Source organism: Streptomyces sp. NBC_00572, from assembly GCF_026341815.1.
GTDB lineage: Bacteria > Actinomycetota > Actinomycetes > Streptomycetales > Streptomycetaceae > Streptomyces.
The window spans coordinates 4,371,673-4,389,730 of record NZ_JAPENX010000001.1 but is presented as its reverse complement, the minus strand read 5'-3'; the positions used below and the strand labels follow the sequence as shown (position 1 = coordinate 4,389,730).

Below are 18,058 nucleotides of genomic sequence, written 5' to 3'. Positions count from 1 at the left end.
CCGCACCTTCCGCGGAAGGTGCGGCCCGTTGCCGTACCGAGAGTAATCTCCCTTTCGCAACGCCGTTCGGCGTGCCATGATCATTACGCCTTCGGGGGGAAGGCGGGGGAACCGCGCGCGTGCGACCACGCGCATCCGAAGGAACCGCACTGACCAGCGGCACCTTCGAGGGACCAGACAGACCGACGAGACCCACCCCGGCGCATACGCGACGGGGTGTTCTTCGTGCTTCCTTCCACCCGGGCAGACCGAGTTGTCGATACGACAGGCTGTGAAGTGCGAAAGACGAAACTGCCGGGCAGGCGGCGCTCCCTGCGCGCCGGACCGGCGAGACGATGGACATCGGGCATCGTCCTCACGACGGCGGCCGCCCTCCTGGGCGGCCTCGTGACCGCCGCCCCCGCGGCGGCCGACGAACCGGGGGACAACCCCACCGACCCCTGGCTGCGGACCCTCCGCATCAGCCTCGGCGCGACGGAGCGGAAGGACCGGTGCCTCGTCTCCGGCGCCGTCCACTACGGAGGCCCGGAGCTGAAGGCGCTGGCCAACAAGGACCTGTCCGGCCCGCCCGCGACGCTGCGCCAGGCCGCGATGTACTGGAACTACGAGCCGTCGATCCTCGCCCAGAAGAACGACGTCGACGCGGGCCAGGCCTACGCCCAGGCCTACCGGGCGCGCCAGGACAAGATCAACGAGATCAACAAGACCTACGCCTCCCTGAGTTTCTCGCAGGGCCGTGGGTACTACATGCCGGACTTCGGCAAGGACATCCTCACCTTCACCGTCGAGACGCAGCGCAACCTGTACCACCAGTCCTTCGTCGACCCGACGCCCCAGCCGGGCCCGGCCGCCGTCGACAAGGCCAAGGAGCTCTTCGACGGCCTGGCCACCGAGGACTTCTGGGCGTCCCAGTACAAGTTCGTGGCGGGTCAGACGCTCGTCGGCTACGGAGCCACCCGGAGCAGCTCGGCCCGTGACATCGCCGACTTCCTGCGCTTCGGCGGATTCCCGAAGACGGCGCCCGTACCGGACTCCCCGGAGTTCCGGAACGAGGTGGAGGCGCTGAAGCTGGCCTGGGCCGGCTGTGACAGCGAGAACCCCATCGACCACTACCGGGCGATGTCCCTGGTGGTCCTCCAGGCCCACACGGAGTGGGAGGCGGAGTACGCGTCCCAGGCCGCGCAGCGCAAGGAGATCGTCACCGCCGAGGCGGCGGCCGCCAAGGAGCTGCGGACCGCCACCGACGCCATGCTGGAGTCGATCCGGCAGGCCTGGCACGCCGACCAGATCCTCTACTGGCAGAAGTACTGGTCCGACAAGAAGAGCTGGGCCAGCTACCCCAAGCCGGCCGAGTTCACCAAGGCGGCCGCCGACCTGAGCACGGCCCGCGCCGCCGCGGCCGCCCAGGTTCCGCTGGCCAACGCCGCCGTGACCCGTGCCAAGACGGCCTCGGACAAGGCCGCCGCCCAGCAGGCCTCCGCGTGGGCGATCGCCGACGCGGCGAAGCTGCCGCGCGGCCGCGGTCTGATGTACGCGCAGCAGTCGGTGCAGGTGGCGAAGGCCTCCTACGCCGCCACGCAGGCCGCCGCCAAGACCGCCCTGACCGCGTCCAACGCGGCCAAAGCCACCGCCGCCGACAGCGGCGCGCTCTACTCGCTGAGCCAGACCCAGGCCCACGCCCTCGCCACCGAGTTCCGCAGGGCCGCCGCCCAGGAGGCCGCCGCCCAGGCCAAGGCCGCCATGCTGGCCGCCGAGGCGCAGGCGAAGGAAGCCGCCGCCAACGCGACCAGGGCGAAGCAGGCACAGGCCACCGCGGAGGCCGCCGAGCAGACGGCCAAGGCCGGTGCGGCCGAGGCCAAGCGTCAGCGCGCCATCGCGGAGGCCGAGAAGGCGAACGCGGCCCGGGAGCGGGCCACCGCGACCCGCGAGCGGGAGAAGGCAGCCGCGGCCGAGACGCGTGCGCAGACCGAACGTGAGGCCGCCGGGCGGGCTCGTACCTCCGCCGAGGGGTCCGCGGCCACCGCGGCCGCCGAGCGCGAGGCGGCCGAAGCCGCCGAGGGCCGGGCCGCCATCGCGCGCTCGACCGCCGAAGCCGCGGAGCGGAACAAGGACGCGAAGGCCTCGCGGGCCGCGGCGCTCGAAGCCGCCGCCGCAGCCTCCGAGGGCACCACCGACGCCGGCGAGGCGCGGCAGGCCGCGACCGCGGCCCGTGCCGCCGCCAACGACGCGACGGACGCGGCCGGCCGGGCCCGGACCGCCGCCAACGAGGCGTCCACCGCGGCGGTCAACGCCCGTGCCGCCGCCACCCGTTCGGCAGCGGCGGCCTCGCGTTCCCGCGCGGCGGCCGACAACGCGTGGTCGGCCTACCTGACCACCAACGCGGCCGCGGCCACCGCCCACGCGGCGGCTGCCGAGGCCATCGACGCCGCCGCCGACGCCAAGGCCAACGCCCGTGAGGCGGAGGCGGAGGCCAAGAAGGCCCAGGCCGCGGCCATCAAGGCCCGCCAGGAGGCGACCGCGGCGAAGGCCGAGGCCGCCGAGACGGCGGCCTGGGCCGCCAAGACTGCCGGTTTCGCCTTCGCGGCCGGGCAGTCGGCCGCCGGTGCCCGTGACGCGGCCCGTGCCGTGACCACGGCCGCCGACGAGGCCATCGCGGTGGGCAGCCCGTACCGCGAGACGGACATCTCGGCCGCTTTCGCGGTCCTGGTGGGCCAGACCGCCAAGCCGCTCGCCGAGCAGCAGGCGGCCGCCGCGGAGGCCAAGGCGAAGGAGGCGGCGAAGGCCGCGGCCGAGGCCAAGGCGCTCGCGGACAAGGCCGCGGGTGACGCCAAGATCGCGGCGCAGGCGTCGGCAGCGGCTGCCGCCGACGCGGCCAAGGCGCTGGAGCACGTGGCCGCGGCCCGCGCTTCGGCGGCGGAAGCCGCCAAGGCCGCGGAGGCGGCCAAGAAGGCGGACGCCAAGGCGCAGGAGTACGACGCGCAGGCCGGCGCCGACGCCATGCAGGCGTCGTTCGCCGCGAGCGACGCCGAGTCGGAGGCCATGGCCGCCGACAGCGAGGCGACCGCCGCCGAGCGCGACGCCGCCTCTGCCCGTTCCTCGGCGTCCGCCGCCGAGCAGGACGCCGGCAGCGCCCGTAACACCGCCACCAAGGCGGAGGAGGACGCCACCGCCGCCGAGGGCGCCGCCACCCGTGCGGTGGAGGACGCCACGGAGGCGGACAAGGCCGCTGACCGGGCGGAGGCCGTCGAACGCGAGGAGGAGCAGCGGGCGATCGAGGAGCGCGTCGAGGCCGACGGTTCCGACGCCGGTGCCGACCTCACGGTCGACGAGGAGGAGCTGCTGCGTCGCGAGTGCGGCGAGGAGTGCGTCGAGGCCTTCCGCGCGGCGAAGGCGCTGACCGGCCAGGGCATCCTCGACTGGCTCGTCAAGAACGGCGGCGAGATCCTCCTGGAGGAGATCGGCTACCGCGACCTGGAACGCTGCTTCACCAAGGGTGACATCGAGAGCTGCCTGTGGACGCTGGCGAAGCTCGTGCCCGTCTCCAAGGTCCTCTCCGTGGGCAAGGCGATCGTCCGGGTGGCCAGCGGTATCGGCGGCTTCCTGGAGAAGTCCGTCATCGCCAAGCGGAAGCTCGACAAGTTCCGCAAGATCATCGATGACGCCAAGCAGGGCAAGGGCAAGGCCTGTCCGGTCAAGCCCAAGCCCGTGTCCGCGCGCTCCGCGTCGTTCGCCGGCGCGCCAGGTGCGGGCACCGCGTTCGGCGCCGCTCCGGCGGGGGCCGGTACGGCACACGCCGCCGTGGCCGCGACGAGCCCGAAGTACCCGGGTGTCGGCACGATCGTGAACGAGGCCGGCATCACCATCCAGATCTACTCCAACGACCACGCCCCGGCGCACGCCCACGTCCAGGGCAAGGGCGCGGAGGTCCGGATCGGCATGAACGGCAAGCCGATCCTCAACGACAAGCCGCCGACCCGGCTCCAGCAGGCCGTCATCGACAACAACATCCGTACCATCAGGGAGAACATCCGAGCAGCCATGGAAAGGTTCAAGGCCAATGGCGGATGCTGACGTCTCCCCGGAACTGCGGGAAGCGCTGCGCGGTCTTGAGGACCGGCTCGGCACGACAGTGACCGACGTGACCGACGGTCACGCCCGCTGGGAGCTGTACCGGGCCGCCCTCGCGTCCGACGCGGCACGGCCCGGCCTGCTGGCCGCGGTCGTCGCCGAATCGGACGGCGCACTCGCGTCCGGAGTCGTCGGCGACGCCCTGGAAAGGGTGCCCCGCGCCGACCGGAACGTCTGGGTCGAGGCCCTCTCCCCCTCGGTGCGCGCCTTCAGTGAGCGCCGGGCGCGTGAGCTGGGCGTCCTGGAGGACCTCCGGTCCGGGGCGGCCCCTGCGCCTGACGCCGGGTCGGTCGCCGACTGGAGCGACTGGCTCCAGCTGCGGATCGCCGCCGAGGTGTCCGACGGGGCGGTCCTCCGACTCCTGGCCGAGTCGGGCCGCACCAAGCGCATCAGGCGCACGGCGACCGAGTCGCTCGGCTGACGCACCGGTACGACACGAACGACGGCCTCCCCGCCCGGAAGGGCGGGGAGGCCGTCGCGTGACAGGGTTCAGGGAGTCAGTTGGGCTCGATCGTGTTGTGGAGGCCCGGGACCCGGAGCGTGCCGCCGAACTGGCCGGCCTGCTTGAGCTTCACGTTGGTGAAGAACACCCACGGGAGGTCGACCGGAGGCGGGGACTCGGCGCTGAAGGTGATCGGGATGAGACCGATGAGGTTGCCCTTCAGCTCCTCCGTGTACATCGTCACCGTGCCGTCGGTGATGGTCGAAGTCGAGCCCTTCTTGGAGCGGACGTGGGCCGTGAGCCCGTCGGAGTGCTCCGTCAGCTGGTGCAGGTTGTCGATCTCCACCGACGACGCGGTGAACTTCAGCACCTTCTTGATCTTGCCGCCGTAGGTCTTCACCTCGACGATGCCGTGGTACTTCAGGCCGCTGAGGGTGAGCTTCGAGCTCTCCAGGCGCCACGACTCGTCCGGGAGCAGCGGGATGCCGGGCTCCAGGTCGGCCGCCGCCAGCGCGGCGTCGTCGCGCTCGGGGCAGGGGAAGTGGGGCTTGGCGCCCTCGGGTATGTCCTCGTCCTTGTTGGCTTCGAGGCCCTTGGCGCTCTCCGGCAGCTCCTTGACCTCGACACCGGCCTTCTCGGCCGCCTCACGGATCGCGGCCTTGGTCTTCTCGGCGGCCGGGTCGGTGGTCGGCTTCGGTGCCGTGGTCGACTTGGGCGCGGTGCTCGCGTCCGGCTCGTCGGCGGTCTCCGGCTTGTCGGCGGGGGCCGTCGTCGACGTGCTCGGGGCGGGTGCCTGGGTCGTCGGGGCCGCCGTCGTGGGCGTCACCGTCGGCTCCGGGTCCGGGCCGTCGAACAGGTCCTTGAGCGCGTCGCCCACGCCCAGCGGGTCGAGCGGGTTCTTCGACTTCGTCGGCGTGGGTGTGGCCGACGGCGTCGGCGTCGCGGTCGGCGCGGCGGTGGTCTTCGCCTGCTCCTGCGTCCGCTGAGTGGTCGCCTGCCCGGTCTCCGTCGCGGTCGGCGTCGGGGTCGCGGTGGCGGACGGGGTCGCGGTGGCGGACGGCGTGGCCGTCGCGGTCGCCGAAGGCGTCGCGGTGGCGGTCGGCTTCGCCGTCTCGGCCGGCTTCTTCGTCTCCGTGGCCTCCGGCGTCGGCTCGTCGGAGCGCGTCACACAGGGGCCGGCCGCGTAGGGGAAGTCCTTGTCGTCGGCGAGGGCGATCTTGGGCGTGAGGCCCATGCCCACGAGCACCGCGGTCGGCATGGCGGCCAGCGCCATGGCCTTGCCCGCAGGGCCCTGGATCCTGTTCAGCAGCGACTTGCGTGGGGCCGCGTGCCGCGGGCCACCCTTCGCGAGCGCCGACTGAGTCTCGTCACCCCGCACTGTTCCTCCCGCCGTTGGCGTCGATCGTCGTTTCGGTGGCGTGGTGCTCCGCCTCGCGCTGCTCCGGGACGCCGGCGGCGTACAGGGCCTCGGTCTCGAACTCGTGCGAGTACGTGGCCTCCTCCGAGGCCTCCGGCTCACCGTCGTGCTCCACCGCGGCGGTCTCCTCGACCGGTGGGGCAGGTGCCCAGGCGACGGACATGCCGCCTCCGATCAGGGCGAACAAGAACCCGACGCCCAGACCACCGAAGTTCGACACCGGGATGGACACCAGCCCGAGGACGATGGTCGCGATGCCCGCGAAGACCCGCACGATGGACTGGAACCACATCGTGAATCCGAGCGTGATGAGCAGCGCTCCGATGATGAGCGCGGCGGATCCGGCGGTCGTCTTCATGGCGAGGGTGACGTTGCCGAGCCGCATGTCCCCGTACGGGAGGTAGGCGATCGGCACACCACCGATGATCGTGAACAGTCCCGCCCAGAAGGGCCGGGTCTGCCGCCAGACCTTGAACCGGTTCTCCTTCTTGGGGACTCCGCGGGAGGCAGGGGTCTCGGCGCTCATGGAAACAGCTCCCTGGAAGCGGTGTTGCTGAGAAAGGGTGGAGAGGTGGGGACGAACCCCGGAGAGGGTGCGGGCCGCCGGAGTGGCCCGCACCCAAGGACCGGGTCAGTCCTGGAAGCACTCCTTCGAGGTGCCCCGGTGCAGGGACAGGCTCAGGTTGGGGAGCTTGAACGTCGCGGCCGTGGTCGCCCAGGCCTTCTGCTCGACGTTGTTGAGGTTCGCCTGCTGGGCGCGCTGGGCGAAGCCGTTCAGGTTGACCCTGTCCGAGGGCGTGCCCGGCGCGACGCCCGGCTTGTTCTTGTCCTCGGCGTTCATCGCGCCCGTGGCCACGCCGATGTCGATCTTCTTGAACTCGGCGTCCGACTTCAGCGAGGAGACGTCGAGGTAGATGTCCTCGGCGTAGACACGCTTGTTCGGGTCCTTGGAGCCCTCGGTGCCGGCGGTCAGCTGCAGGGTGACGTCACCGATGAAGGGAACCTTCGGCGTCACGACCGACTGGCACATGTCGGTGATGTAGGCCCTGGAGAAGCCGGAGACGGCGACCGGGGCCGCGAAGGGCTTGCCCTCGAGGTCCTTGCCGGCGTCGACGCTTCCGTACTGGACGAAGTCGTAGCCCTCGAGGCTCTTCGCCTTAACCTTGAATTCCTGGCCGGAGATGCTGAAGGACGCGGCGAGCGCACCCTGGGCCAGGCCGACACCGATCGCGGCCGTCGCGGCCACGCTCGGGACCATGACGACGGCGAACCGCTTCCATCTGGTTCCGCCACGAACCTGGGACTTCATGAGAATTCCTCCTTCTCGGACGTACATCTCCGGAAGGGCGCGGGGCCCGTCCTGGGATGGGAGAAGAGCTACGTCCTCGGGAAGGAGAGCGCCGAGGCATCAGGCGGCGCGTTGCGCGTCCGAATCACCGGCGATCACCCCCGAGCGACAACCATGGGCCGCGCATTGGCGCACGACCTGATTGGACAGGCCCCGTTCGATGAGAGCGGGAACCCCCCTGTCCATGACCGGTGCCGGAACACCGGTCCGCCCGGTGGGGACCCTCCCCGCGTCCCGGATGGTTGCCGGGGTGGTGCGGTTCGGACCGAGCGTCGCCGATGCTGGTCCATTCCGGGCCCCCGCACAAGGGGGTTCGTTACTGGCTAGTAACGGGTGGATAACCGCGTCATGGCGGGGCGGGGCCGACCGGACACTCAGGGTGCGGTCGAGTGACGTCCAATATCAGCAGATCATCGGAAGAATGCGGACAGAATCGCAGGTTCGATTTACTGCAAGTAACAGCGGCCGCGATTACCAAGTTTTGGTAAAGCGCGGCCGCGTTTTGTCGCTCTGTTGCCAAATCGCCGAACGATCAGGCGCTGTCGGCGGGGCTAGAACAGCACCCGGGCCAGGGCCTGCCGGGCCGCCGTCACCCGCGGGTCGTCGGAGCCGATCACCTCGAACAGCTCCAGGAGCCGCAGTCGCGCCGCGTCCCGGTCCTCGCCCACCGTGCGGCGCACGGTCTCGACGAGCCGCCCGAAGGCGTCCTGCACATGACCGCCCACCAGATCGAGGTCGGCGGCGGCGATCTGCGCGGTGACGTCGGCCGGGCCGTCGGCGGCGGCCTTGCGGACGGCGGCCGGGTCCAGGTCCTGCACCCGGGTGAGGAGTTCGGCCTGGGCCAGACCGAGCTTGGCCTCCGGGTGGGCCGGGTCGTCGGCGAGCACGTTCTTGTACGCCTGGACGGCGCCGGCCAGATCACCGGCGTCGAGCGCGGACATGGCCGCTTCGAGGAGCGCGTCGTACGGGCCCACGCGGGGCGCGGCCTCGGCCGCACCGCCGTGGGGACCCTCGGCGTCGGCGTCGACGACGATGCCGGTCAGACCGAAGCGCTCCTCGCCGATCTGGATCAGCTGGTCGAGGGTCTCGCGGATCTGGGCCTCGGGCACGGCGCCCTGGAAGAGCGGCAACGCCTGACCGGCGACCACCGCGAAAACGGCCGGAATTCCCTGGATGCCGAACTGCTGCATCAGCATCTGGTTGGCGTCGACGTCGATCTTCGCGAGCAGGAAGCGGCCGTTGTACTCGACGGCGAGCCGCTCCAGGAGGGGGCCGAGCTGCTTGCAGGGCTCGCACCACTCGGCCCAGAAGTCGAGGACGACCGGGACCTCGGCGGAGCGCTGGAGCACCTCGCGCTCGAAGCCGGCCTCGTCTACGTCGATCACCAGGGCGGACGGGGGCACGGCGGCGGTGCCACCCTGCCGGGCGGTTTCGGCGCGCGTCTGCTCCGCCTTCGCCTTGGCCTCTCCGGCCGCCTTCACCGCGGCGAGGTCGACGACGCCGCTCATGGACATGTTTCGGGGCTGCATGCGTACATCCTCCCCCTTCCGCGTGCGTAACCGGTAAGTCATGGCTGAACCGTGCCGTCCGCACGTCTCCCGCCGGTGTGCGAGACGTGGGGCGACACGGTTCTTCTCTTCGTCTTCGGTTCCGCACCGGGTCCCCACCCGGTGCGTGGTCGCACCGGGTCCCCACCCGGTGCCGTGGTTGTCGCTCAGGCCGCTCATTGCCTTTCGCTACAGGTCGTAGCGTAACTCTCCGGGGAGAGCCGGGGGGAGAGCGCGGGCCCGATCCGTACGGTGAACTGCCTCACACACCGCCCCTCTGGTGCCGTACCTACCGGCGGGTATGGTCGACGTCCATGTGTAGCCGCACCACCAACCCCCGCAGCAGCCGTACCGGGCGCCCCCGCTCCACCGAGGCCGACACGGCCATCCTGGAGGCGACCCGCGCGGCCCTGGTCGAGCTGGGCTGGTCCAAGCTCACGATGGGGGACGTCGCCGGCCGGGCCGGGGTGGCGAAGACGACCCTGTACCGCCGCTGGGCCAACAAGAGCGAGCTCGTGGTGGACGCCGTGGCCGTTCTCTTCGATGAACTCGAACTGCCCGACCTCGGTTCCCTCCAGGCCGACATCGAGCATGTGGTCCTGCAGTTCGCGACCCTCCTCGAACGTCCCGAGACCAAGACGGCCCTGATGGCGGTGGTGGCCGAGTCGACCCGCGACGAACCCCTGCGCGAGCGCATACGGGCCTCGATCGTCGACCGGCAGAAGCGGCTCGTCCTGGAGGGCCGGATGCGGGCGCAGCGGCGCGGTGAGCTCCCGGCGGACCGGGACCCGGTCGCGGTGGACGCCACCGACGACCTGATCTTCGACGTGATCGCGGGCGCCGTCGTGCACCGCGCCCTGGTGAGCGCGGAGCCGGTCGACGAGCCGTGGGTGGCGCGCCTCTCGGCGCTCCTGGTGGGCGGTCTGGGCGCGGCGGCCGCCCACGGCTGAGGACCTCATGAGGGAGGGGCGGTACGGGAACTCCCGTACCGCCCCTCCCTCATGACAAGGGATCAGAAGCCCGGGGGCTCCGTGTAGACGCCCCACTCGTCGCGCAGCGCGTTGCAGATCTCGCCGAGGGTGGCCTCGGCGCGGACGGCCTCCAGCATCGGGGCGATCATGTTCGAGCCGTCCCGGGCGGCGGCCAGCATGGCGTCGATCGAGGCGCGGACCTTGGCGTCGTCGCGGCGCTCCTTGCGCTCGCCGAGGACCCGGACCTGCTCCCACTCGACCTCGTGGCTGACCCGGAGGATCTCCAGGTCGCCGGTGACGGAGCCGTGGTGGACGTTGACGCCGACGACCCGCTTGTCGCCCTTCTCCAGGGACCGCTGGTACTGGAAGGCGGACTCGGCGATCTCGCCGGTGAACCAGCCGTCCTCGATGCCGCGCAGGATGCCGGAGGTGATCGGCCCGATCGGGTGCTGACCGTCCGGGTGGGCGCGGCGGCCGCGCTCCTTGATCTGGTCGAAGATCTTCTCGGCGTCGGCCTCGATGCGGTCGGTGAGCTGCTCGACGTACCAGGAGCCGCCGAGCGGGTCGGCGACGTTGGCGACGCCGGTCTCCTCCATCAGCACCTGCTGGGTGCGGAGCGCGATCTCGGCGGCCTGCTCGCTGGGGAGCGCGAGGGTCTCGTCGAGGGCGTTGGTGTGGAGGGAGTTGGTGCCGCCGAGGACGGCGGAGAGGGCCTCGACCGCGGTGCGGACGACGTTGTTGTAGGGCTGCTGGGCGGTGAGGGAGACACCGGCGGTCTGGGTGTGGAAGCGCAGCCACTGGGCCTTGTCGGTCTGGGCGCCGTACACCTCCTTCATCCAGCGCGCCCAGATCCGGCGGGCGGCGCGGAACTTGGCGATCTCCTCGAAGAAGTCGAGGTGGGCGTCGAAGAAGAAGGACAGGCCGGGGGCGAAGACGTCCACGTCGAGGCCGCGGCTGAGGCCGAGCTCGACGTAGCCGAAGCCGTCGGCGAGGGTGTACGCGAGCTCCTGCGCGGCCGTGGCCCCGGCCTCGCGGATGTGGTAGCCGGAGACGGAGAGCGGCTTGTACGCGGGGATGCCCTGCGCGCAGTGCTCCATGAGGTCGCCGATGAGGCGCAGATGGGGCTCGGGCTCGAAGAGCCACTCCTTCTGCGCGATGTACTCCTTGAAGATGTCGGTCTGGAGCGTGCCGTTGAGCACGGCCGGGTCGACGCCCTGGCGCTCGGCGGCGACCAGGTACATGCAGAAGACGGGTACGGCGGGGCCGGAGATCGTCATCGAGGTGGTGACGTCGCCGAGCGGGATGTCCTTGAAGAGGACCTCCATGTCGGCGGCGGAGTCGATGGCGACACCGCAGTGGCCGACCTCGCCGAGGGCGCGGGGGTCGTCGGAGTCCCGGCCCATGAGGGTGGGCATGTCGAAGGCGACGGAGAGGCCGCCGCCGCCGGCGGCCAGGATCATCTTGTAGCGCTCGTTGGTCTGCTCGGCGTTGCCGAAGCCGGCGAACTGGCGGATGGTCCAGGTCCGGCCGCGGTAGCCGGTCGCGTGGAGTCCCCGGGTGTAGGGGTACTCGCCGGGCCAGCCGATGCGCTCGAACCCCTCGTAGGTGTCGCCGGGCCGGGGCCCGTAGACGGGCTCGACGGCGTCGCCGGAGAGCGTGGTGAAGTCGGCGTCCCGCTTGCGGGCCTTGTCGTAACGGGCCTGCCAGCGACGGCGGCCTTCCTCGATGGCGTCAGCGTCCATGCTTCGAATTTACTAGGACGTCCTAGTAAATGTCGATGGCAAACCTCCGCACATACGTGCGGAGGCAGGGGGTCAGGCCTTGACCGGCTCCGGCCGCGCGCCGCTGACCAGCGGAAGCGTCTCGGCGACGACCTTGCGCTCGACGAAGAACGCGGCGAACGGAATCGTGCCGGAGATCAGGACCCAGAGCAGCTTCCCGAACGGCCACCGGGCCTTGGAGCCCAGGTCGAAGGCGAAGACCAGGTAGATGATGTAGAGGACACCATGGGCCTGGGAGACCGCGAAGGTCACGTCCTCGCCCATGTCGAACCCGTACTTGAAGATCATGCAGGTGCACAGCACAAGCAGCATGACGGCGGTGATGTACGCCATGACGCGGTAACGGGTCAGCACGCTGGATTTCATGCCGTCGAGCGTAACGGCACGTTCCGGGCGATCTTCGCGCGGGTCAGCTCTCGTCGAAATCCTGCGCGCTCACCCGCAGCGGGCGCAGCATCGCGAAGATCTCCGCGCACTCCTCCGCGTCGTACGCGCCGAGACCGAAGTCCATCTCCATCAGGTCGCGGGTGGCCGCTTCGACCACCTCGCGGCCCTTCTCCGTGATGGAGGCGAGGGTTCCGCGGCCGTCGTTGGGGTTGGGCCGCTTGTCGACGAGACCGGACTTCACGAGCCGGTCCACCGTGTTCGTCACGGACGTGGGGTGGACCATCAACCGCTCGCCGATCTTGGACATCGGCAGCTCGCCCGCCTTCGAGAAGGTGAGCAGCACCAGGGCCTCGTACCGCGCGAAGGTCAGCCCGTACGGCTTGACCACGGCGTCGACCTCCGCGAGGAGGATCTGGTGGGCGCGCATGATCGAGGTGATCGCGGCCATCGAGGGGACCGGGCCCCAGCGCTTCTGCCACAGTTCGTCGGCGCGGGCGATGGGATCGAAGGGGAGACTGAGCGGCTTCGGCACGCGTCGACCTTACCCATGGGGAACTTGACGGTCAGCCCCGTCTCGTTCCTCGGTCGCCCCGGCCGCCCGCAGCTCGGCCGCGGCGGCGAGGAGACAGAGCGTGCCGAGGACTCCCGTGCCTGCGACGACCGCGTGCACGGGGGCGAACTCGGCCGCGATCCCCGCCCCGGCCATGCCGATGCCCTGGACGGTCATCATCCCCGCCGTCATCAGGGTCATGGCCCTGCCCCGCTGCTCCTCCGGGACCGCGGCGACGAACCAGGCGTCCAGACCCAGGGTGTACGCACCGGTGGCGCCCGCCAGGAAGAGGGCGACGGCCGCGAGGGCGACGCCGGGCTCGGGGGCGTACAGCAGATAGGGCAGGACGCCGGTCACCGCGAGCGGCAGCACGATCCGGGAGCGGGTCGCGGCGCTGAGGAACGCCCCGGCGAACAGCTCGCCCGTGATGGTGCCGACGGGCAGCGCGCACATGAGCAGACCGAGGGCAGCGGTGGAGACGCCGATCTCGTCGGCGTACGGGGCGGCGAGCGCCTCCGGTACGACGGCGAAGAGCGGCGGCACCCAGAACATCACCATCAGCGCGCGCACCCGCCGGTTCCTCAGCACGGCCCAGGTGCCGGAGAGCCCGCTCGCGGCCGCCTTCCCGGCGGCGCGGGCCGGGCGGCGGACGGTGCCGAACCGGAGCAGCAGCGCGGAGACGAGGAAGGTGGTGGCGGTGACGGCGAGGGCGCCGCGCGGCGGGACGACGGTGAGCAGGACCCCGCCGACGGCGAAGCCGGTGAGCAGGGCGCTCTGGGAGACGATCCGCAGGAGGGAACGCCCGAGGACGAAGAGGTCGCCCTCGCCGAGGATGTCGGCGAGGGTCGCCGTCCGGGTGCCGTTGAAGACGGGCGAGACGACGGCGATGGCACAGCGCAGTACGAGCAGGACGGCGACGGGGGTGGCGGGGACGACCATGAGGGCGACGCAGCCGGCGCAGAAGAGGTCGCAGACGACGAGGATCCGCCGGGGCGGGAGCCGGTCGGCGAGCCCGGCCAGCAGGGTGCCGCCGACGAGATAGGGGAGGAACCCGAGCGCGAAGGTGAGGGAGGAGAGGAGCGGGGAGCGGGTGAGGTCGTAGACGAGCACGGTGAGCGCGAGCTCACTGACGACGACCCCGAGCAGCGAGAACAGATGGGCCACGAAGACGACCCGGAACTCCCGCACCCGGAAGACGGCGCGGTAACCGGGGCGGTCGGGGGTGGGGACGGACCCACGTGCGGGGTCGGTTCCGGGTGCGGGGGCGGTTCCGGGCAGCGTGGCGTCGGGCAGCGTGGTGTCGGGGTGGTCGTGCTTCGGCATGTTCCGCAGCGTGCCGTCGGCACCCCGGCCGGCCCTAGACTTTCGGATCCAGACGAATCTTCCGGACGGAGGCGGGGACGACCGTGCCGTACCACCTGCGCTTCGGGGAGGCCGATCCGCTCCGCATCCGGTTCGCGATCTCACCCCTCTGGGAGACCCACGCCGCCGTGCGGGTCCTCGCGCGGCCCCGACAGCAGGGCTACCACCTGCCCTGGATGCGGCGGATCGCCGGGGCAGCGCGCGGGCTCGACCTCGGGCCGCTGCACCTGCTGATGCCGCAGTCCGGGCACAGCCCGGACTTCCTCTATCCGCCGCCGATCAGGCCCGCCGCCGCGTTCGAGGAGGAGATCGCGGCCGTGCGGGAGACCGGTCCGGCGCTCGCCCTCGTCGACTTCGAGCGGGCGCTCGCCGATACGCCGGGCGCTGCCGCCACGGCGGAGGGGCGGCGGATGCTCGCCGATCCGGCGGGCGCGGTGGGCCGGCTCGCCGATCTGCTCCAGGCCGCGTGGGAGGCGCTGATCGCGCCCGAGTGGCCGCGCCTGCGGGCGCTCCTGGAGGCGGACGTGGCGTACCACTCGCGACGGCTCGCGGACGGCGGCCTCGAACGGCTGCTCGCCGAGCTGCACCCGTCCTTCGACTGGGCCTCGGAGACCGCGACGCTCAGGGTGGACTACCACGGCGAGCACGATCGCCCGCTGGACGGGCAGGGGCTGGTCCTGATGCCGTCGGTGTTCACCTGGCCGGACGTGGTGAGCGGTTTCGATCCGCCGTGGCAGCCGACGGTGGTGTATCCGGCGCGCGGGATCGGCGGGCTGTGGGCCGAGCCCCGGGACCGTACGCCGGAGGCGCTCGCCCGGCTCCTCGGCCGGGCTCGGGCGGACGTGCTGTGCGCCCTGGACGAGCCGGCCGGGACGACGGCGCTGGCGCACCGGCTGGGCCTGGCCGCGTCCTCCGTGTCCTCGCACCTGTCGGTGCTGCGGGACGCGGGGCTGCTGACCTCCCGGCGCTACGGCCACCAGGTGCTGTACGAGCGGACGCCGCTGGGGATCGCGGTGTCGCAGCCCGGAACCGACTGACCGTCATGCCAGGATGGCCCCGCTTCATCCCCGTACGCGCTGTGCCCGCCGTACCCGACCCTGGGGGCCGGATGTCCCGCCGCACCGCCACCGCCCTCGCGCTGGCCCTCGTCTCCGCGCTGCTCCTGACCGGCTGCGGCGAGGACGAGCGCCCCGGGGGGCCCGTCGGGCCGCCGTCCACGCGCGGCGAGAGCGCGGCCCCGGCCGGCGGCTCCCCGTTCTGGGTCGACCCGGAGAGCGACGCGGCCCAGCAGGTCCGGCGGTACGAGGCAGAGGGCAGGACCGAGGACGCCCGGGTCCTGAAGCGGATCGCGGACCGGGCCGTCGCGGACTGGCCGGCCGGGGACGATCCCGTACCGGAGATCACCCGCGCGGTCCGGGGCGCGGCGGCGGAGAACCGTACGGCCGTGTTCGTGGCGTACAACATCCCGCACCGCGACTGCGGCATGTACTCGGCGGGCGGTTCGCACGACGCGCAGGCCTACCGGAACTGGATCGACTCCTTCGCCACCGCGCTCGGGGAGTCCTCCGCGGTCGTCGTCCTGGAGCCGGACGCGGTGCCGCACATCGTCGACGGCTGCACCCCGGCCCAGTACCACGACGAGCGGTACCGGCTGCTCGCCGAGGCCGTCGAGCGGTTCAAGCGGCAGCCCCGCACCCGGGTCTATCTGGACGCGGGCAATCCGGCCTGGATCGACGATCCGGGGAAGCTGGTGGAGCCGCTGCGCCGGGCGGGGGTCGCCCACGCGGACGGCTTCTCGCTGAACGTCTCCAACTTCCAGACGAACGACACGGTGAGGGACTTCGGCGCCTCGCTCTCCGGGCTGCTCGGCGGCACCCACTTCACGGTGGACACCAGCCGCAACGGCGACGGCCCCCTCCCCGGCGACGGGGCGGAGGCCTGGTGCAATCCGCCGGGCCGGGCCCTCGGCGTACCGCCGACGGACCGGACGGGCGACGACCTGGTCGACGCCTATCTGTGGATCAAGCGCCCCGGCGACTCGGACGGCACCTGCCGGGGCGGCCCGGCCGCCGGTACCTGGTGGCCGGAGTACGCCCTGGGCCTGGCGCGCAGGGCGAAGGGCTAGGCCACCGCCGACGGCTCGGGGCTCAGGGCTCAGGGCTCAGTCCACCTGGATCCATTTCGCCTCGGACGGGATGCCGTTCGCGTCGGTGACGAAGAGCATGTACCAGCCGGGCGGGACGAGCGTCTTGTCCTGCGGTACGTCGACGGTGACCGTCGTCCCGTCCTGGCTCCTCGTCAGGCCCAGCTCCACCGAGCGCTGTTCGACGTCGGTGCTGTGGGTGACGGCGCTGGGCCGCATGAGCCGGGCCCCGGTGATCCGGCGGGCGTCCTGGGTGCGGAAGGTGGCGCGGCCGTTCTGGTCGAGTTCCTCCGGGCCCTCCCCCAGGGCGGGCCGGTCGGTGCCGGCCCGGTGGAGGTAGGGCGGGGTGAAGACCTCGATGCGCTGCTCGAAGGTGCCGAGCTTGGTGTTGTCCTTGTCGTCGAAGAGCGGGTCGGAGCCGAAGGTGGCGACCCGGCCGTCGGGGAGCAGCAGCGCCTCGGAGTGGTAGTTGCGGCCGACGGTGGGTTCGGCGGCCTCGGTGAAGGCGTTGCTCCTCGGGTCGTAGAACTGCGCCTTGAGGATGTCGCTGCCGCCGCGGCCCCGGTAGTCCTCGGAGCCACCGGTGGTGAGGACGGTGTCGTCGGGCAGCAGGACGCTGCTGAGGTAGCGGGTGCCCTGCGGGAGCGAGGGCCCGTCGGTGAAGACGGGGCTGTCCTCGGACACGTCGACGATGGAGGTGCGGGCGGTGGACTTGGGCGACTCGCCGACCCCGCCGCCGCCGAGGACCATGACCTTCTGGTGCTGGGCGGGCGGAAGCAGCAGGGAGGCGGAGGTCTCCAGCTGGTCGGGGTCGGTGAGCCCGCCGAGCTTGGTGAAGGAGTTCTTCCTCAGGTCCCAGAGGCCGGGTTCGCGGCCCTTCTCGGCGGGGCCGTAGCCGGCGTTGGAGCCGGTGTAGAGGAGCTTGCCGCCCTTGGTGAGGAAGAGGGAGGGGTAGGTGGGGAAGTAGCGGAAGGGGCCCTTGGACCACTTCTTGGTCGCGGGGTCGTAGATCTCGTTGTCGCCGGGGACGACGTCGCCGACGTCGTTGAGTCCGGAGACGGCGAGGACCTTGCCGTCGTCGAGGGTGACGAGGGTGGGGTACCAGCGGGCGTCCTTCATGGGGGCGACCGGGATGTACCTCTCGGCCTTCGGGTCGAACTCGTAGGCGCCCTTGATGCCCTGGAAGTCCTGCTTCTCGGTGGTGAGCTTCTGCGCGAGCCCGTAGACGTCGTCGACGGCGTCGCCCTTGAGGCCGACGACCTCGTACTGCGCGGCCTCGGTGGTGAGGGCCTGTGGGCCCTCCTCGCGGGCCTCGACGAAGACCCGGGCCTCGGCGGCGGTGACCTTGGTCTTCCACGGCTTCATCTGTCCGCTCTCGAAGTACGAGATCTCGAACTCGCGCTTGGCCTTGGGGACGGTGACGTCGAACTTGGAGACGTACTCGACCCCGGACGGGGAGCGGAAGACGGTGCCCTTCTTGAGGGTGACCGCCTTGTCGGGGCTCTCGTTCTTGACCCGCATGCCGCCGCCGGCCCTCTTGACCTCGCCGTCGAGGATCTCGTAGCGGGCGGTGCCGCCGGCGACGAGCAGCCGGCCGTCGGGGAGCTGGGTGTGGCCGGAGCAGAAGAAGTCCACGGGGGTGGGGATCTCCTTGAAGGTGTTCTTCACCGGGTCCCAGAGGATGGTCTCGAAGGTGCCGGCGTCGAAGTTCTTCTGGCTGTTGCCGGAGCCTGCGATCAGCAGCACCTTGCCGGTGTGGAGCAGGGCCGCGTGGATGGCGTTGATCCGGAATCGGTCGGGGACCGCGACCTCGGTCCAGGAGCCGAAGCGCCGCTGGTAGCCGGGCTGGGCGATCTTGTACGCGTGGTACTTCTCCTCGGCGAAGGAGACGGCGGCGGGGGCGTTGAGCGCGGCGAGGACCAGCACCGCTCCGCCGCCGAGCAGGGTCTTCCTGAAGTTCTTCGACGGCCGGTGGGCCATGG

The 18,058-nt window shown here is 71.5% G+C and carries 14 protein-coding genes; 5 read left to right on the top strand and 9 right to left on the bottom strand.

Translation table 11 applies throughout. The features are described from left to right. Nucleotides 1-276 precede the first annotated feature (276 nt). Both OG514_RS20495 and OG514_RS20490 read left to right on the top strand, forming a co-directional pair. Nucleotides 277-4,071 (top strand): hypothetical protein, encoded by a 3,795-nt coding sequence (locus OG514_RS20495; RefSeq protein WP_266896799.1) that lies wholly within the window; start codon nt 277-279, stop codon nt 4,069-4,071. Beyond that, nucleotides 4,058-4,549, top strand: a complete 492-nt coding sequence (locus OG514_RS20490; RefSeq protein ID WP_266896796.1) for a hypothetical protein — start codon at nt 4,058-4,060, stop codon at nt 4,547-4,549. Before OG514_RS20495 ends, OG514_RS20490 begins: the two co-directional genes overlap by 14 nt. A gap of 76 nt (nt 4,550-4,625) precedes the next feature. Here OG514_RS20490 and OG514_RS20485 read toward each other — a convergent pair whose 3' ends face one another. From OG514_RS20485 to OG514_RS20470, 4 genes are all read right to left on the bottom strand, one after another. Further along, a complete protein-coding gene (locus tag OG514_RS20485; RefSeq protein WP_266896794.1) occupies nt 4,626-5,948 on the bottom strand; it encodes a hypothetical protein in 1,323 nt (440 codons plus the stop codon). Continuing rightward, a complete protein-coding gene (locus tag OG514_RS20480; RefSeq protein ID WP_266896792.1) occupies nt 5,938-6,513 on the bottom strand; it encodes a DUF6114 domain-containing protein in 576 nt (191 codons plus the stop codon). The genes OG514_RS20485 and OG514_RS20480 overlap by 11 nt, the downstream gene beginning before the upstream one ends. A gap of 105 nt (nt 6,514-6,618) precedes the next feature. Beyond that, the gene (locus OG514_RS20475; RefSeq protein ID WP_266896790.1) at nt 6,619-7,296 is read right to left on the bottom strand and encodes a DUF6230 family protein; all 678 of its coding nucleotides are present in this window, start codon (nt 7,294-7,296) and stop codon (nt 6,619-6,621) included. 590 nt (nt 7,297-7,886) lie between these two features. Further along, complete coding sequence (locus OG514_RS20470) at nt 7,887-8,864, bottom strand: tetratricopeptide repeat protein (RefSeq protein ID WP_266896788.1); 978 nt, start codon at nt 8,862-8,864, stop codon at nt 7,887-7,889. A 332-nt stretch (nt 8,865-9,196) separates the two neighbouring features. Between OG514_RS20470 and OG514_RS20465 the strand changes: the two genes are divergently transcribed. Further along, nucleotides 9,197-9,832 carry a TetR/AcrR family transcriptional regulator gene (locus tag OG514_RS20465; RefSeq protein WP_266896786.1) on the top strand — a complete coding sequence of 212 codons (636 nt, stop codon included), beginning with the start codon at nt 9,197-9,199 and terminating at the stop codon, nt 9,830-9,832. 62 nt (nt 9,833-9,894) lie between these two features. Here the strand turns inward: OG514_RS20465 and OG514_RS20460 are convergent, their stop codons facing one another. The 4 genes from OG514_RS20460 to OG514_RS20445 form a co-directional block, all read right to left on the bottom strand. Then, entirely contained in the window at nt 9,895-11,595 is a 1,701-nt protein-coding gene (locus tag OG514_RS20460) for a methylmalonyl-CoA mutase (RefSeq protein WP_266896784.1), read from the bottom strand. Between the two features lie 72 nt (nt 11,596-11,667). Continuing rightward, nucleotides 11,668-12,000 carry a DUF3817 domain-containing protein gene (locus OG514_RS20455; protein ID WP_266896782.1) on the bottom strand — a complete coding sequence of 111 codons (333 nt, stop codon included), beginning with the start codon at nt 11,998-12,000 and terminating at the stop codon, nt 11,668-11,670. A gap of 43 nt (nt 12,001-12,043) precedes the next feature. Then, nucleotides 12,044-12,553: a MarR family winged helix-turn-helix transcriptional regulator gene (locus tag OG514_RS20450; RefSeq protein ID WP_266896780.1), complete on the bottom strand. Its 510-nt coding sequence runs from the start codon at nt 12,551-12,553 to the stop codon at nt 12,044-12,046. A 9-nt stretch (nt 12,554-12,562) separates the two neighbouring features. Beyond that, nucleotides 12,563-13,894: an MFS transporter gene (locus tag OG514_RS20445; protein ID WP_266896778.1), complete on the bottom strand. Its 1,332-nt coding sequence runs from the start codon at nt 13,892-13,894 to the stop codon at nt 12,563-12,565. Nucleotides 13,895-13,977: 83 nt separating this feature from the next. On the opposite strand from OG514_RS20445, the gene OG514_RS20440 reads away from it, so the two are divergent. Then, nucleotides 13,978-14,970 (top strand): DUF5937 family protein, encoded by a 993-nt coding sequence (locus OG514_RS20440; RefSeq protein ID WP_266896776.1) that lies wholly within the window; start codon nt 13,978-13,980, stop codon nt 14,968-14,970. A gap of 71 nt (nt 14,971-15,041) precedes the next feature. Then, complete coding sequence (locus OG514_RS20435) at nt 15,042-16,058, top strand: glycoside hydrolase family 6 protein (protein ID WP_266896774.1); 1,017 nt, start codon at nt 15,042-15,044, stop codon at nt 16,056-16,058. A gap of 36 nt (nt 16,059-16,094) precedes the next feature. On the opposite strand, the gene OG514_RS20430 is transcribed toward OG514_RS20435, so the two are convergent. Next, complete coding sequence (locus tag OG514_RS20430) at nt 16,095-18,056, bottom strand: kelch motif-containing protein (RefSeq protein ID WP_266896772.1); 1,962 nt, start codon at nt 18,054-18,056, stop codon at nt 16,095-16,097. Nucleotides 18,057-18,058 lie beyond the last annotated feature (2 nt).

What these genes read in the sequence shown, in the direction of transcription:
- OG514_RS20490 (WP_266896796.1), top strand. Translation starts at nt 4,058, where the DNA reads ATGGCGGATGCTGACGTCTCCCCGGAACTGCGGGAAGCGCTGCGCGGT.
- OG514_RS20480 (WP_266896792.1), bottom strand. Translation starts at nt 6,513, where the DNA reads ATGAGCGCCGAGACCCCTGCCTCCCGCGGAGTCCCCAAGAAGGAGAAC.
- OG514_RS20475 (WP_266896790.1), bottom strand. Translation starts at nt 7,296, where the DNA reads ATGAAGTCCCAGGTTCGTGGCGGAACCAGATGGAAGCGGTTCGCCGTC.
- OG514_RS20470 (WP_266896788.1), bottom strand. Translation starts at nt 8,864, where the DNA reads ATGCAGCCCCGAAACATGTCCATGAGCGGCGTCGTCGACCTCGCCGCG.
- OG514_RS20465 (WP_266896786.1), top strand. Translation starts at nt 9,197, where the DNA reads ATGTGTAGCCGCACCACCAACCCCCGCAGCAGCCGTACCGGGCGCCCC.
- OG514_RS20460 (WP_266896784.1), bottom strand. Translation starts at nt 11,595, where the DNA reads ATGGACGCTGACGCCATCGAGGAAGGCCGCCGTCGCTGGCAGGCCCGT.
- OG514_RS20455 (WP_266896782.1), bottom strand. Translation starts at nt 12,000, where the DNA reads ATGAAATCCAGCGTGCTGACCCGTTACCGCGTCATGGCGTACATCACC.
- OG514_RS20445 (WP_266896778.1), bottom strand. Translation starts at nt 13,894, where the DNA reads ATGCCGAAGCACGACCACCCCGACACCACGCTGCCCGACGCCACGCTG.
- OG514_RS20435 (WP_266896774.1), top strand. Translation starts at nt 15,042, where the DNA reads ATGTCCCGCCGCACCGCCACCGCCCTCGCGCTGGCCCTCGTCTCCGCG.
- OG514_RS20430 (WP_266896772.1), bottom strand. Translation starts at nt 18,056, where the DNA reads ATGGCCCACCGGCCGTCGAAGAACTTCAGGAAGACCCTGCTCGGCGGC.